The organism is Bacillus sp. MYb56 (assembly GCF_002976445.1).
Lineage (GTDB): Bacteria > Bacillota > Bacilli > Bacillales > Bacillaceae_G > Bacillus_A > Bacillus_A mycoides.
Genome location: NZ_PCOH01000007.1, coordinates 16,014 through 31,011, shown reverse-complemented (window position 1 = coordinate 31,011; position 14,998 = coordinate 16,014). Strand labels below are relative to the sequence as shown.

12 protein-coding genes and 3 pseudogenes are annotated in these 14,998 nt (G+C 35.1%); 13 read left to right on the top strand and 2 right to left on the bottom strand.

Annotated elements, in window-relative coordinates:
* Positions 1–22: 22 nt before the first annotated feature.
* Positions 23–208: a YkvS family protein gene (locus CQ058_RS10990; protein ID WP_002064385.1), complete on the bottom strand. Its 186-nt coding sequence runs from the start codon at positions 206–208 to the stop codon at positions 23–25.
* A gap of 253 nt (positions 209–461) precedes the next feature.
* Between CQ058_RS10990 and CQ058_RS31800 the strand changes: the two genes are divergently transcribed.
* Together CQ058_RS31800 and CQ058_RS10985 are read left to right on the top strand one after the other, a co-directional pair.
* Entirely contained in the window at positions 462–620 is a 159-nt protein-coding gene (locus CQ058_RS31800; protein WP_002086806.1) for a hypothetical protein, read from the top strand.
* Positions 621–700: 80 nt separating this feature from the next.
* Entirely contained in the window at positions 701–1,303 is a 603-nt protein-coding gene (locus tag CQ058_RS10985; protein ID WP_002188882.1) for a histidine phosphatase family protein, read from the top strand.
* Between the two features lie 60 nt (positions 1,304–1,363).
* Here CQ058_RS10985 and CQ058_RS10980 read toward each other — a convergent pair whose 3' ends face one another.
* On the bottom strand, positions 1,364–1,942 hold the full coding sequence (locus CQ058_RS10980) for a GNAT family N-acetyltransferase (protein ID WP_002030560.1): 579 nt from the start codon (positions 1,940–1,942) through the stop codon (positions 1,364–1,366).
* A 261-nt stretch (positions 1,943–2,203) separates the two neighbouring features.
* Here CQ058_RS10980 and CQ058_RS10975 point away from each other — a divergent pair, with 261 nt between their 5' ends.
* The 11 genes and pseudogenes from CQ058_RS10975 (at position 2,204) to CQ058_RS10920 (ending at position 14,962) form a co-directional block, all read left to right on the top strand.
* On the top strand, positions 2,204–2,398 hold the full coding sequence (locus tag CQ058_RS10975) for a hypothetical protein (protein WP_002030563.1): 195 nt from the start codon (positions 2,204–2,206) through the stop codon (positions 2,396–2,398).
* 25 nt (positions 2,399–2,423) lie between these two features.
* Complete coding sequence (locus tag CQ058_RS10970) at positions 2,424–2,741, top strand: hypothetical protein (RefSeq protein ID WP_002030565.1); 318 nt, start codon at positions 2,424–2,426, stop codon at positions 2,739–2,741.
* 477 nt (positions 2,742–3,218) lie between these two features.
* Entirely contained in the window at positions 3,219–3,578 is a 360-nt protein-coding gene (gene nrdI, locus CQ058_RS10960) for a class Ib ribonucleoside-diphosphate reductase assembly flavoprotein NrdI (protein WP_000959445.1), read from the top strand.
* Positions 3,565–4,263, top strand: a pseudogene (locus tag CQ058_RS10955) (ribonucleotide reductase N-terminal alpha domain-containing protein); the annotation flags it as partial. The gene nrdI and the pseudogene CQ058_RS10955, both read left to right, overlap by 14 nt.
* Before the next feature lie 401 nt (positions 4,264–4,664).
* Positions 4,665–6,050: pseudogene (locus tag CQ058_RS10950) on the top strand (ribonucleoside-diphosphate reductase subunit alpha); the annotation flags it as partial.
* A gap of 94 nt (positions 6,051–6,144) precedes the next feature.
* Positions 6,145–7,113 carry a class 1b ribonucleoside-diphosphate reductase subunit beta gene (gene nrdF, locus CQ058_RS10945; protein ID WP_002011508.1) on the top strand — a complete coding sequence of 323 codons (969 nt, stop codon included), beginning with the start codon at positions 6,145–6,147 and terminating at the stop codon, positions 7,111–7,113.
* Between the two features lie 422 nt (positions 7,114–7,535).
* Positions 7,536–8,885: pseudogene (locus CQ058_RS10940) on the top strand (APC family permease).
* Between the two features lie 417 nt (positions 8,886–9,302).
* The gene (locus tag CQ058_RS10935) at positions 9,303–9,551 is read left to right on the top strand and encodes a biotin/lipoyl attachment domain-containing protein (protein ID WP_105589704.1); all 249 of its coding nucleotides are present in this window, start codon (positions 9,303–9,305) and stop codon (positions 9,549–9,551) included.
* A 144-nt stretch (positions 9,552–9,695) separates the two neighbouring features.
* The gene (locus tag CQ058_RS10930; protein WP_002188888.1) at positions 9,696–11,825 is read left to right on the top strand and encodes a sigma 54-interacting transcriptional regulator; all 2,130 of its coding nucleotides are present in this window, start codon (positions 9,696–9,698) and stop codon (positions 11,823–11,825) included.
* Positions 11,826–12,094: 269 nt separating this feature from the next.
* A complete protein-coding gene (locus CQ058_RS10925; RefSeq protein ID WP_002188889.1) occupies positions 12,095–13,588 on the top strand; it encodes an aldehyde dehydrogenase family protein in 1,494 nt (497 codons plus the stop codon).
* Positions 13,589–14,962, top strand: coding sequence for a putrescine aminotransferase (locus CQ058_RS10920; protein ID WP_002188891.1), 1,374 nt, complete (start codon positions 13,589–13,591; stop codon positions 14,960–14,962).
* Positions 14,963–14,998 lie beyond the last annotated feature (36 nt).

Here is a 14,998-nt window from a genome sequence, read left to right as displayed (position 1 = left end):
CAGATCCTTTCTTTCTATTATATTATGCATGTTGATTAATGACAGTATAGTTTTTATGGCTTACAACTGTAAGAGGTTCCATATCTAGTTCTCTAAAATTCTCCATAATTGTTATATCAACAATAACGGAGTTTTGATTTACCTTTTGAACACGGCCTTGCATTCCACCTTTAAATTCAATGATATCTCCAGTTTCTGCGATCTGCATAAGCAACTCTCCTTGTTCCAGTTTTCCCAAAAAAAGAATAATTTGGGCTTTTTTATTTCTTCTTATTTTGAACTATATTTACTACTTTGTAAATGTTTCCAAAGTAAAAATTCGAAAAATATTCACTTTTTGTAAGGAAATATGTAAAAAATATTGTTTAGGAGAGGAATGATGAAAATGCATACATCTTTATACGGGAGTATAATAAAAGATACAATGACCTACTAAAGTGGGAGAAATTAGGGGCTGGAAAATGATGTTTGAAATTGTGGGGAGCTTTATAGCGATTTTATTATTTTTATTTTCATATATACAGTTGAAGAAAGTGCGTCATCATGAAACAACTACATATTTTGATGGACTGGATGGTGTGCACACTTCGATAACACATGATAGTGGTGGGGATATATAACTTTCTTTTTATGCATGGTATGATGGCAATAAAAAAAGTACGTAATATAGTTCGTAAGTGATGAATGGGGAGTGGAAAGAATGCGAATTTCTTTTATTCGTCATGGTCGTTTGGACAGTACTATAGAGCCAATGACAATTATTTCATTTCGTGAATGGATGAAGCAATATGATTTAGGGACTACAGTAAAAGAAACTCCTATACCAATTGAAACAATTGAGGCGATTGAATCAGCGAAACTGGTTGTAACGAGTGATCAAAGGCGCGCTGTACAGTCAGCGGCTGAGTTATTGGATTCCCTATCTTTTGTGCAAAATCCTCTTTTTAGGGAAGCTGAAGTTCCAACGAGTTTTTATGCTCCAAAATGGTTGAAATGTAAACCGAATGTATGGATGTTTATTGGACGTACACGATGGATAGTTGGTTATAGCAAAGAGGTTGAGTCTTATAAGGAAGTACGAGAAAGAGCAAGGCAAGCCGCTAATATGTTGCACCGCTATGCGCTCGTACATGGACATATTGCCCTTGTAGGTCATAGTTATTTTAATGCGATGATTGGGACTGAACTGAGGGCAATGGGGTGGTCTGGTTCGCCTATTTTCCATAGGAAGCCATGGGGATGTACAACGTATACATTTCATGAGGCGATGGATGGAAATGTATTAAATACAAAATTAATTTAAAAGAGGCTGTCCCTTTGGCAGCCTCTTTCTCTGCATAACAAGTAAAAAAGAATTGTCCTTTTAAGATATAGAAACCAATGACCGTAATGGTTTTATTAGATGGGCATACGGTTCACCGACGAGCATAACGGTTTTATCTTCTTTGAAACCAAGTTTTTCATATAGTGAAAAAGCGCGTTTGTTTTCTAAATTAACAAGTAAGGCGATTTTTTCATGCCCTTTTTCAGTTGCATGAAGTTCAGCTGCATCGATTAATTTAGAGCCAATACCACGTCCACTGTACATACTTGAAACTGACAACGTGTCAATATAATACTCATCAAGTTCAGCTTCTTTTTCTAACGTAATGGATTCGTCTTCATGTAGTTCTCTTAAGTAGTGTAGGATTGGTGCATCAAGTTGTTCAGCGTCACTACCGTGATAAACGACAATAACCCCAACTACCTTTCCACCTTGTTCAGCCACTAAACAGTTTTCATAGCTCAATCGATTATTTTCTTTTACGAACCATGTTTCAAGTCCTAGTATTACTTTTGCTTCAACTGTGCTACCTGTGATTTTTTCAGCAATTTCGTGCAGAGCGTTATACAATAAAGGTGCTACTTCTACCGCATCTGTCTTTTTTGCTTTCCGAATCATAGTATCCCTCCTAGTTCTAAATGTATATTGTAGCATAAAATAAAATATCAAACAGTGATTTGGAACTTTGTTATATAGGGCATCAAAAAGTTTGATATAGAGAAGTAGCTATGTTAGTATATGATATTTAGTGCGAATATAATAAAGTGATATAGATATAAAAATAATGAAAGTGAATTACATAATAGTAACGGGATAATTTTACCGTTGTGGACCTATAGAAGATGCGATAGAATAAAATATTGCAGAGAGGTGAAATACATGGATAAACAATTAGCAAATACAATTTTGGATCAGCTGAAAAATGATGAAATAAAGGAGTATGTTGCGAAGAAAGATGTATTTTATACGTTCAGAGAAGTTGTTGTGAATCGAGAAGATTTTAAACATATTATCGGGAACGCACAGCGCGGTGGACAGGTAATTTATACATATTCAGAAACACCACGTTCATAAATAGAAGATAAAGGAGAGGAGAATTATGGGGGATTTTAAACAAGGCATATTGCCACATTGGGATTATATGTGGAAAGATAGAGCTGGGAATAGGTTTATGGGAATGGTTATGTATCCAGAGAAACGAAAATGTTCAGCAAAAATGCTTCAGAAAATAAAAAGGGCGTATGAACAAGCAGTAGAAATTAAAGTAACGGTACAAGTTCAACATACATATCAGTACGTAGAAGGAATGATCGTATACTTTGATGAAGAAGCTCCTATATGTACAATGCTCGATAAAGATGAGAATCCACATCATATATTTGTAAGAGATATTTTGCGTATTGAGCACCCTGAATAATTTTTTTCATAAATAAATTGAAGTTCCATAATAATAATCTTTTTCTATAATAGTTATCTTTTAGTATGTAACGAGGAACGAAAGAATATGTATAATATTTAATAAAGTAAAATTGATAAATGTAATCGTTTGTTAGAACAGATTATCGTTTAATATCTGTTCTTTTTTGCGTGATGCTGGAGAAATATATTACTCCAGCATTTACTGTTTTATGACAAAAAATATTGGTAACTTTTTTAAAAATAAGGTTAAATTCGTTGACAACTTTTTTGAAAAGCACTTTATTGACATGAGTTTTAGAATGTTGTTTCATAGTCTTTGTATTGAAAAAAATCGACGGTCATGTCGAAAAGTAAAATTTAAAAAAAGAAAGAATTTATACATATATCTTGTGTCTTATTTTGAAACGTAATACAATATATAGAGAAATCAAGAAACGACATACAGAGAATATATATTGGAGAGGGAGGGTCGGAAATGTTAGTTGCATATGATTCTATGACAGGAAACGTGAAGCGTTTCATTCACAAATTAAATATGCCGGCCGTTCAAATTGATGAAGCTCTAGTATTAGATGAAGACTTTATTCTTATTACGTATACAACAGGTTTTGGAAATGTACCGGAACGTGTTTTAGACTTTTTAGAACGCAATAATGAAAAATTAAAAGGCGTATCTGCAAGTGGCAATCGTAATTGGGGAGACATGTTTGGTGCAAGTGCTGACAAAATCTCTACTAAATATGAAGTGCCTATTGTATCAAAATTTGAGTTATCTGGAACAAATAATGATGTAGAATATTTTAAAGAAAGGGTGCGGGAGATTGCGACACATTGAACTGAATAATGAAATCACGCAAATGCAGGACGGTTTTTATCAGCTTCATAAAGATAAAGAGGCATTAGAAGTCTTTATGGAAGAAGCTAGAGAGAATACCGTTCATTTTAATAGCGTGGCAGAGCGAATGGAGTATATGAAAGAACATGATTACTATTACAACGTTCTGGACGAGTATAGCTTGGAGGAAGTAGAAGGAGTTTATAACATCGCTTATGGTGAAAACTTCGAGTTCCAATCTTATATGGCAGCATCTAAGTTCTATAAAGATTATGCGTTAAAAACGAATGATCAAAAACAATACTTAGAAAGCTATGAAGATCGTGTAGCAATTGTGTCATTATACTTAGGACGCGGTGATGTTGCGAAGGCAAAACACTTCGCAAGCATGATTGTAAAACAAAACTACCAACCAGCGACACCAACCTTTTTAAATGCGGGACGAAGCAGAAGAGGAGAAATGGTGTCTTGTTTCTTGTTAGAGATGGATGATAGCTTAAATTCAATCGGCTTTAACATTAATACTGCAATGCAATTATCGAAAATCGGTGGTGGAGTAGCTTTAAACTTATCTAAGCTACGTGCACGTGGTGAGCAAATTAAAGGTATTGATAACGCCGCAAGTGGTGTAGTACCTGTTATGAAATTACTTGAAGATTCGTTTTCGTATGCGAATCAGTTGGGTTAACTTTATGGCTCAACTATAAAACCAGGTCAATTGCTGGAACGCCTGAGTATATCAAGGTAGGATACTACGAAGAAATTACGTAGCGAACCCTGAAAATCCAAGATTGCAGGAAATCAGCAGCCGAGCTCCTAAATTTATTAGATAAGGAGAAGGTTCAACGACCAAGTGGCTATGTAGGTGACTAAGTAGCTCGAACCTGGCTTCTCAAAACAACCAAATTCAAAGGGTGTATACATTTATTATAGTTTATGCCATATTCATGTGCATCAAACATATGATAAATGGTTAAATGAAGAATTTGACGAGAAGAAGATATGGTCTGAACTCTATAGCGATATAGAGAGGATAGCAGAAATGACTATCCCCCATACGTTTTGACGATATGGAGTAACAATATGCAACGAAAAGGTGCAGGTGCAGTATACTTAAACATTTTCCATTGGGATATTATTGAATTCCTTGATACCAAAAAAATAAATGCCGATGAGAAGAGCCGTATTCAGTCTCTATCAATCGGAATTATCGTTCCAAGTAAGTTCTTTGAGCTTGCTGAGAAAAACGAACCTTTCCATGTTTTCGCGCCTTATACAGTATTTAAAGAGTACGGAAAACATTTAGATGATATAGATATCGACGAAATGTACGATGAATTAATGAGCAATCCGAAAGTGAAGAAGAAGCCACTAGATATTAGTGCGCGTGATATGCTTATTAAAATTGCTATGATTCAGCTTGAGTCTGGTTACCCATACTTAATGTTTAAATCAAATGCAAATAACCAGCATCCACTGAAGGATATTGGAACTGTGAAGATGTCGAACTTATGTACAGAAATCTTCCAGCTACAAGAAACTTCTGAAATAAATGATTACGGTACAGAAGACATTATCCGCCGTGATATTAACTGTAACTTAGGATCGTTAAATATCGTAAACGTAATGGAAAATAAAGAAATTCGTGAAGCAGTTCATGCGGGAATGGAAGCTTTAACAGCTGTTTCTGATATGACGATCATTCCGAATGCCCCAACTGTGAAAAAAGCAAATGATGAGCTTCATTCAGTTGGACTTGGAGCAATGAACTTACATGGATATTTAGCAAAAAATAAAATCGCTTATGAAAGTGCTGAAGCGAAAGAATTCGCTCGTACATTCTTTATGATGTTAAATTACTACTCGATTGAGAAAAGTATGGAGATCGCTAAAGAAAAAGGCGAAACATTTAAAGACTTCGATAAGTCTGATTATGCAAACGGCACATACTTTGAAAAGTATGAAACGACAGATTACAGCCCAGTAACTGAAAAAATTCAGCAATTATTTGAAGGAATTCATATTCCAACAAAAGAAGATTGGACAAGTTTAAAAGAGCAAGTACAGAAGAATGGTTTATACAACTCATATCGTCTTGCAATCGCTCCGACACAATCGATCAGTTACGTTCAAAATGCAACTTCAAGCGTAATGCCAATCGTAAGTCAAATTGAATCAAGAACGTATGCGAATGCGACAACATATTATCCAATGCCGTATTTATCAAAAGATACGTTCTGGTACTATAAATCTTCTTATGATATGAATCAGTTTAAATTAATTGATTTAATCGCAGAAGTTCAAGAACATATTGACCAAGGAATTAGTACAATTCTTTATGTTAATAGTGATATTTCAACACGTGAGTTAGCACGTTACTACATTTATGCACATAAAAAAGGCTTGAAGAGTCTTTATTATACGAGAACACGTAAATTAAGCGTGGAAGAGTGCGTGGCTTGTACCGTTTAATATAAAAAGTGAGACATTATGAGCAGGGTTTTTCTGAACCCTGCTCATGCTTAGTTATCAATTTTTTATGTTTATTTAGAGAAGGGGCGATTTAATGCGTGCGGTAAACTGGAACAAAAAAGAAGATGATTTTAGTTTAATGTTTTGGAAGCAAAACATCGCTCAGTTTTGGACAGAAGAAGAAATCGCAGTGTCTTCTGACAAAAATACTTGGGCACAATTATCAAAAGAAGAGCAAATTGCTTATAAGCGTGTATTAGGTGGTTTAACACTTTTAGATACGAAACAAGGTGGCGAAGGGATGCCACTTGTACTTGTTCATCTTGAAAATTTACAAGCGAAAAGTGTATTAGCTTTCATGGGCGCTATGGAAGAAGTACATGCGAAGAGTTACAGCCATATTTTCACAACGTTAGCTACTGAAGAAGAAATTGATGATATTTTTGAATGGGTAGATAACCATCCATTACTTGAGAAAAAAGCTGGTATTGTTACTAGTTACTATCGTCGCTTATTAAAGCCTGAAGTAACGAAAAAAGAGTTATACATGGCAATGGTAGCAAGTGTGTTCTTAGAAAGTTACTTATTCTATAGTGGATTCTTCTATCCACTTTACTTAGCGGGTCAAGGTAAATTGACGGCAAGTGGTGAGATTATTAACTTAATAATTCGTGACGAGTCAATTCACGGCGTATTCGTTGGTATTTTAGCACAACAAATCTTCACAGAACTTTCTGCAGAAGAGCAACAAGAAGTACAAACGGAAACGCAAGAGTTATTAATGGAACTGTATGAAATTGAATTGGCATATACAGAAGAAATTTACACTTCTATCGGTCTTGTAGAGGATGTAAATCGTTTCGTTCGTTACAATGCGAATAAAGGACTTATGAACTTAGGACTTGAGCCGAAGTTTGAGGAAGAAGAAATTAACCCAATCGTTTTAAATGGTTTACGTACAGATACGAAAAACCATGACTTCTTCTCTGTAAAAGGAAATGGTTACGTAAAAGCAACGAATGTTGAAAAGTTAGCAGACGATGACTTCGTATTCAATTTTTAATATAGTGTTATAGAAAAAGCTGTCTTTATAGAAAAGACAGCTTTTTTGCTATGAATAGTTTACATAATGTTATTATTTCATGGGAATATTTTAATCTTGTAAAAGCCCAATTTTTGAGGAAGTGGGAATGAAAAAACAAGGATTAAAGTTTTATTTTTCATATTTAGTCGTATGAGAGATTGAATAACTTATGTCAAAATGAATAAAAAATGAGAAGAAATGAGGACCAGCTCCACCTATACGTTCTTTTTAGTATTGAATTTTCAAATGCTAGAAATTTTGGCTTAAAAATTGCATGAATATTTAAAAAGTAACAAAAAGGGAGGTAATATGCGGTGTGATATATAGTTATTTGAAAACGCTTCCTTTTAACTGTCGATTTTTAAATGGAAATTAGATAGAGAAAGTAGGAGGAATGATAGGTGGGAAAAGTAGTTGGTTTAAAACGTTCATTAGGGCTTTGGTCAATTGTTATGCTAGGGGTCGGGTATATGACACCGATGGTTGGGTTTGATACATTTGGAATCGTTTCTGAAAAAACGGGTGGTCATGTTCCAGGAGCTTATCTTATTGCATTAGCAGGGATGTTGTTTACCGCTGCAAGCTACGGCAAAATGGTAAAGGTTTTTCCTACGGCAGGATCTGCTTATACGTATACACAGAAGACAATTAGTGCAAGGCTTGGGTTTCTTGTTGGATGGTCCGCATTATTGGATTATTTGTTTCTACCAATGGTGAACGCACTATTAACGAGAATTTATATGTCAGCATTTTTCCCAAGTGTTCCTAATTGGGTATGGGTCATTGCCTTTGTTCTCCTGATTACATAAATAAACATGATTAGCGTAAATGCTACTGCTAATTTCAATACTTTCTTAGTAATATTTCAGGTGTTAGTAATGGCCGTGTTTGTTTTTCTAGTTATAAAAGGTTTATTATCGGGAGAGGGAACAGGAGAAATCTTTTCCATTCAGCCGTTTTTTCAATCAGATATACAAATATCACCGTTAGTTGCAGGTGCGACAATTCTTTGTTTCTCGTTTTTAGGTTTTGATGCAGTAACTACATTTTCAGAAGAGACACCAAACGCGAAGAAAACAATTCCTCGAGCTATTTTTCTTACTGCTTTAATCGGCGGAGTTTTATTCATTACTACTACGTATTTTACACAATCTATGTTTCCAGATACATCTGTATTTAAAAATCAAGAATCAGCATCTCCAGAAATTGCACTATATGTTGGCGGGAAATTATTTCAAGCTTTCTTTTTAGTAGGAACCCTTATGGGGACACTTGCGTCCGGTTTAGCTTCTCATACAAGTGTATCTCGATTATTATACGTAATGGGGCGAGATAATGTAATTCCGAAGAAAATATTCGGATACATTCATCCTCGCTGGAGAACCCCAGTATATAATATTATTTTTGTAGGAATTATTTCGCTCTTCGCTATATTCATTGATTTAGAAACAGCAGCATCTCTTATTAACTTTGGAGCGCTTATTGCATTTACATTTGTTAATTTGTCTGTAATTTCTTACTATATAATCAAGCAAAAAAGATATAAGACGATAAAAGATTTCTTAAATTACTTAGTTATGCCTATTTTGGGTGCTGCTACTGTAGCCGTACTATGGTTTAATCTCAATATCCATTCACTTATTTTGGGACTTTGCTGGGCTGCTATTGGAATTGGGTACCTTCTATATGTTACAAATATGTTCCGTTCAGCTCCTCCGCAAATGCATTTTGAAGAAGCACAGGAAATATAAAGTGAAACTATAATCAGTGGGGGGGTGTTCATCCCCCTCCGATTATTAGCCCTCACCAATCGGGCGTTTACGGGCAGCGGGGCTCCCACCTAACTTCTTTGCTCCAGCCGAATTTTGAGGTGGGAGTTTTACTGCCCACAAATAGCGGGATAAAAAAGAAAAAGACATCGGGAATGGATCCGATGTTTTTTTCTTTGAAGATTGGGCAACCATGCAGTATTGCATAATTCATTCAACGGTTCATAAGGAAGAGAGGCAAGTCTAGGGAGTATGGCTGATAAATGATGATCAATATAGTATTTTCATTTGGCACAATTATTGCTTTGTACAATTAGTAAAAATATAAAAGCGGGGTGTTTTCAGTCACAAAGGTTAGAAGAACAATATTAATAGAATGAAAGAAAGGGATGATTGATTATGTATTATGATATTATTACGAGTCCGTGTTATGGAATAATTGAAAAAGTGTCTATTAATAAGGATTCTCGAATTTATGAATGGGAGCCATTATTCTCTATTAAAGATATGAATGGTAAACTGGAAGTAATTAAGATGGGATGTAGTGGAGAAGTTCAATCTTTAGAAGTAGAGGCGGGAGATAAAGTAATTCCAGGTATGGTATTAGCATATATTGAAGAAGATCTTTTCGTTAGTGGTAGTGATTAATGATAGAACAATGAGGAAGATGGAGGCGTTCATCTTCCTTTTTTTATTAAGTAAAGAAAAAAACGTTTTATTTTCAGATTAATTAAAAAAATCTGTATTTAATGATACAATACAAATTATATAGTTCAAAGGAGGAATAGCAGCATGTTTTCCATCGCTCATACAAAAATTAGACCCATAGTTTCTCTACCTATCGATCAATCTGAAAAGGAATGGAATATAGATGTTAAAAATATAAAAGAATCGTTTCTATTTTTAAAAAGAGGAGAGAAATTATTTGCATACGTTCATGTGAAGGATCTGCTATCAAATAGTAAGGAATTAACTTCTAAGCTATTACTTTCAAATGCTGTTTCACTAGATACAATATGTCATCTTAGTAAAGATATTTCTTTAACAGCTCTTTTTCAAATTATTGGAGCGCCGATTGCCATAGTAAAAAATGAAGTGGATGAGCTAACAGGATATATAAGAAGAGAGGATGTTTTTGCAGAACTATTTAAACAAGAAAATCAGAGTGTTGATATATTGAAAATTATTTTAACGTCTATTCCAATGGGGATTTTTGTAGTAGATCGAGAAAAGAAAATTGTAAATTGTAATGAATCTGGTTTGAAGATGATTAAATCGACTCCTGAAAAAGTTATGAATGTACCAGCAGAACTGATTTTTAATGGAGAACACATTAATAACGTATTTACAAAGGGAAAAACGATCTTGAATCAATTACAAATCACAAATGAGATGGGTGTATTAGTTGACTATAGTCCAATTCCAAACTTTGATCAAAGTATTGAAGGAATGGTTATTATTGTGCAAGATTTGCCGATGGTCGAGGACATGGCGATGGAAATTGAATATATAAAGGATTTAAATGAAGATTTACATGCAATCTTGTCTAGTATTTATGATGAAATATTAGTTGTTAATCATAAAGGGGAATTAATTCGTTATAGTGAAACTGTTATCAATGATTTTTGGGGGAGTAGTTTGAAAGACCTTTTAGGAAAAAATCTTTTAGAATTAGAAAATAAAGGATTATTCAGTCCGTCTGTTACGCGATTAGTGTTGGAAAAACAAAAAAAGGTATCAGTTGTACAAGAAACAAAAAGCGGAAGAAAAATATTAGCAGTTGGAAACCCTGTATTTAATGAAAACGGAGAGCTTCATCGTATTATTATTGCCTCAAGGGATATTACCGAAGCAACGAGATTGAAGACGGAATTACATGAAATAAAGAAGATATCAGAGCAATATAAGAAGGAGTTAGATGACTTTAAAAATAAAGATCGTTTTCTTAAGAAGCTTATTTACTGTAGTCCGAAAATGGAGCAAATTATTAACCAAGCTAAAAAAATAGCAGATTTTTCTTCCAATGTTCTTATTTCTGGAGAATCTGGCGTCGGAAAAGAAGTAATTGCTCAGGCAATTCATCAACTTGGAAACCGATCTTCAAAGCCATTTTTAAAATTAAATTGTGGTGCAATTCCAGAAACTTTGTTAGAAAGTGAACTATTTGGTTATACGAAAGGCGCTTTTACAGGAGCCGATAAAAATGGAAAAGAAGGATATTTTAAGCGGGCGGATCAAGGTATTTTATTTTTAGATGAAATTGGAGAAATGCCTTTACATTTGCAAGTGAAATTGCTTAGAGTCCTACAGGAACAAGAAGTAATTCCTATTGGAAGTACAATCCCTACGAAAATAAATGTACAAATTATTGCTGCTACAAATAAGAGTCTTGAAAAGATGGTGGAATCTGGAACATTCCGTGAAGATTTGTTTTATCGGCTAAATGTAATTCCGTTGCGAGTGCCTCCTCTACGAGAGCGAATGGAAGATGTTCCGGTACTTGCCTTTCATTTCTTGCAACAGTTAAATGAAAAATATAATAAAAATTATCATTTAACTCCAGATGCGCTTAGCTTACTAGAGTTTTACTCATGGCCAGGAAATGTACGTGAATTACAAAATATGATTGAACGTTTAGTAGTATCAGCAGATGATCCAGTAATTGAAGCGGAGTTTGTTAGTAAGTTTTTAACAACTGGTTATGACTTTAAAAAATCAAAACCAGCTATTACAAGAGTATTACCATTACAAGAAGCGCTACATTCTGTAGAAGAACAATTGATTTTACTTGCAATGAAGCAGTACAAAACAACGACTAAGGCTGCAAAAGCTCTGGGAATCAGCCAATCTTCAGTGAGTCGTAAATATCAAAAAATTGTTAGTGAAAAAGGGATAGCGGCTGATATCATCTCTTATTCCTAAAAAAGGAGAAGGTCACATAGACTTCTCCTTTTTGTGTGCGCTCAGCATGTGCATATTCTCTAGGAGTCAAGTCCCGAGTGGTGAAGGCGGTAGCGGAAATGATTAACATTCCGTTTTATGCAAAATGGAATAGTGTATGCGAGAGTGCATAAATTGTTTATTGTTTTTAAGAAAATAGTCAGTTTATGAATGATTCCTTTGGATTTTAAATATTGGCATGAAAATTGCTTATAAATATATAAACGATCGATGAAGGGGGATTCAATATAGTGCTAGATTTAAAAATGTATGTAAACGGTGAATGGAGAGAGTCTAGTAATCAAGAGAAAAGAACGATTATTAACCCTGCGAATGGCAAGGGTATAGCATATGCACCTGAGGGAACGATTGAGGATGCAAAATACGCGATAGAAGTGGCGAGAATGGCTTTCGATAGCGGAATTTGGTCAGCGACATCCACTGCTGAAAGGGCATCATATTTATTTAAAATAGCAGATGAAATTGATAAAAATATGGAAGAATTAGTGTACCTTGAAACAATGGATAATGGAAAAACATACCGTGAGGCAGAAGGAGATATTGGAGATGCAGCGGCTTGTTTTCGCTATTATGCCGGATTGATTACAAAGCCAGATGGTCAAACATATCATGTAGCCGATCCGATGCAAGCGATGGTTGTAAGAGAGCCAGTTGGTGTTTGTGGATTAATTGTTCCATGGAATTATCCGCTATTGATGAGTGTATGGAAAATTGCACCTGCTTTAGCAGCTGGAAATACCATTGTGTTTAAACCTTCTGAAGTGACACCAATCACTGCAACAAAGCTATTCGAAATCCTTGAAAAAGTAGGGCTACCAAAAGGTGTTGCCAATATGGTAATGGGGGCCGGTCCAATAGTAGGAAATGAAATTGCAGCGAGTAATAAAGTGGACATGATTTCCTTTACAGGTGGAACAAAAACAGGTAAGCACATTATGAGAACAGCGGCAGATAATATGAAAAAGATTTCGTTAGAACTTGGAGGGAAATCTCCAAATATTATTTTTGCAGATGCAGATTTTGAGACCGCTATTGATTATGCTCTATTCGGTATTTATGCAGGTAGCGGACAAGTATGTTCAGCAGGATCAAGAATCCTTGTAGAAGAAAAGATTTATGATAAATTTGTTAATAGTTTTGTAGAGCGAGCACAGCAAATTAACGTTGGACCTGGTGATAATCCAGAATCAGAAATGGGGCCACTTGTAAGTCAAGAACATATGGAAAAAGTATTACGCTATATTGAAATTGGGAAAGACGAAGGTGCAAACGTTGCTTGCGGAGGTAGACGAATAATGGAGGATGGAAAAGGTGATGGTTTCTTTATTGAACCAACAGTCTTTGTCAATGTAAAACCTGATATGCGCATTGTCCAGGAAGAAATCTTCGGTCCTGTTGTAGTAATTCAAAAGTTTAAAGACGAACAGGAAGCAATTGAGTTGGCAAACGGTACAGACTATGGTTTGGCTGGAGGAGTATTTACAGTCGATGGTGCAAAAGCAATGCGTGTGATTCGCAAACTTCGCGCAGGAATTACGTGGATTAATAGCTATCATCCAACATACAATGAGGCGCCTTGGGGCGGATATAAGCAAAGTGGTATAGGTCGTAGTCTAGGAACGTTTGGTTTAGAAGAATTTCAAGAAATTAAGCAGATTAATATAAATCTAGAAGTAGAACCTATTGGTTGGTTTGCAAATAAAAAAAATGTAGAGGTGAATTAGATGGAAACGAACGTGAAAAATAAATTGAATGAGAAAGAATCAAATGTAAATGAGTATATTACGAAAGTACTACAGTTAATTGAAAAAGAAAAGGTTACTGAAGAAGAGGCAAACTGGATTCAAAAAGAAACAGTAGATGGATTTAGAGAGCATGTAAACCCTGGTTTTCTTGCTTATAGAAAAACAGTAACAAAAGATGGACAATTTGCAGCAGTAGAATGGTCAGATGAAGGATCTTGCTTCATGGATATTAATGGTAAAAAGTATATTGACTGTTTAGGTGGATTTGGAATTTATAATGTTGGTCACCGTAATCCGAAAGTGGTAAAAGCTGTAACGGATCAATTAAAGCGTCAAGCATTGCACAGTCAGGATTTACTAGATCCACTTCGAGCAATGCTTGCAAAGATTTTAGCGGATATTACACCTGGTGATTTGAAATACGCCTTCTTTACAAACAGTGGTACAGAAAGTGTGGAGGCAGCACTAAAACTAGCAAAAATGTATAGTGAACGAACAACGTTCATTGCTACAACGCGTGCTTTCCATGGTAAGAGCCTTGGTGCTTTATCTGGGACGGCAAAAGGAATGTTCCGTAAGCCATTTTTACCATTAATTCCGGGTTTCCGTCATGTTCCGTTTGGCGATATTGATATGATGAGAAAAACATTTGAGACATGTGCATTAGTGGGAGAAGATGTTGCAGCAGTTATTTTAGAACCAATTCAAGGAGAGGGCGGTATTATTTTACCTCCAGAAAATTATTTGAAACAAGTACGAGAGCTTTGTGATGAGTTTGGATCACTCCTTATCTTTGATGAAGTACAAACTGGAATGGGACGTACAGGAAAAATGTTTGCTGCAGAATTATATGATGTCGTGCCGGATATTATTTGTCTTGCGAAGGCGTTTGGTGGAGGTGTAATGCCAGCGGGAGCTATTGTTGCGAAAGAAACAGTATTCAAAAGTTGGTTTGAAAATCCATTTATGCACACAACAACATTTGGAGGAAATCCACTTGCATGTGCTGCTGCAATTGCAACAATCCATGTTTTATTGGAAGAGAAATTACCGGAACGAGCTATGGAAGTTGGGGAGTATTTCTTAAAAGGATTGAAACAAGCAGCAGAAGGACACGAAGATAAAATCTTTGAAATTCGTGGTCAAGGTTTAATGATTGGGATTGAATTCCATAAAGACGAGATTGGTTATGAAGTGTCAAAGGCGATGTTTGATCAAGGCATTCTTGTTGCGGGAACATTAATTAATTCAAAAACTATTCGTATTGAACCATCCCTTACAATTAGTTATGAAGAAGTAGATACAGTTATTAATACGTTTAAATCTGTGCTAACTCAAGTAAAAGTAAAATAAATTTTGTATAAGGTTATATGTGAATTCAAACGATTG

What these genes read in the sequence shown, in the direction of transcription:
- CQ058_RS10985 (WP_002188882.1), top strand. Translation starts at nt 701, where the DNA reads ATGCGAATTTCTTTTATTCGTCATGGTCGTTTGGACAGTACTATAGAG.
- CQ058_RS10975 (WP_002030563.1), top strand. Translation starts at nt 2,204, where the DNA reads ATGGATAAACAATTAGCAAATACAATTTTGGATCAGCTGAAAAATGAT.
- CQ058_RS10920 (WP_002188891.1), top strand. Translation starts at nt 13,589, where the DNA reads ATGGAAACGAACGTGAAAAATAAATTGAATGAGAAAGAATCAAATGTA.
- nrdI (WP_000959445.1), top strand. Translation starts at nt 3,219, where the DNA reads ATGTTAGTTGCATATGATTCTATGACAGGAAACGTGAAGCGTTTCATT.
- CQ058_RS31800 (WP_002086806.1), top strand. Translation starts at nt 462, where the DNA reads ATGATGTTTGAAATTGTGGGGAGCTTTATAGCGATTTTATTATTTTTA.
- nrdF (WP_002011508.1), top strand. Translation starts at nt 6,145, where the DNA reads ATGCGTGCGGTAAACTGGAACAAAAAAGAAGATGATTTTAGTTTAATG.
- CQ058_RS10990 (WP_002064385.1), bottom strand. Translation starts at nt 208, where the DNA reads ATGCAGATCGCAGAAACTGGAGATATCATTGAATTTAAAGGTGGAATG.
- CQ058_RS10980 (WP_002030560.1), bottom strand. Translation starts at nt 1,942, where the DNA reads ATGATTCGGAAAGCAAAAAAGACAGATGCGGTAGAAGTAGCACCTTTA.
- CQ058_RS10930 (WP_002188888.1), top strand. Translation starts at nt 9,696, where the DNA reads ATGTTTTCCATCGCTCATACAAAAATTAGACCCATAGTTTCTCTACCT.
- CQ058_RS10935 (WP_105589704.1), top strand. Translation starts at nt 9,303, where the DNA reads ATGTATTATGATATTATTACGAGTCCGTGTTATGGAATAATTGAAAAA.
- CQ058_RS10970 (WP_002030565.1), top strand. Translation starts at nt 2,424, where the DNA reads ATGGGGGATTTTAAACAAGGCATATTGCCACATTGGGATTATATGTGG.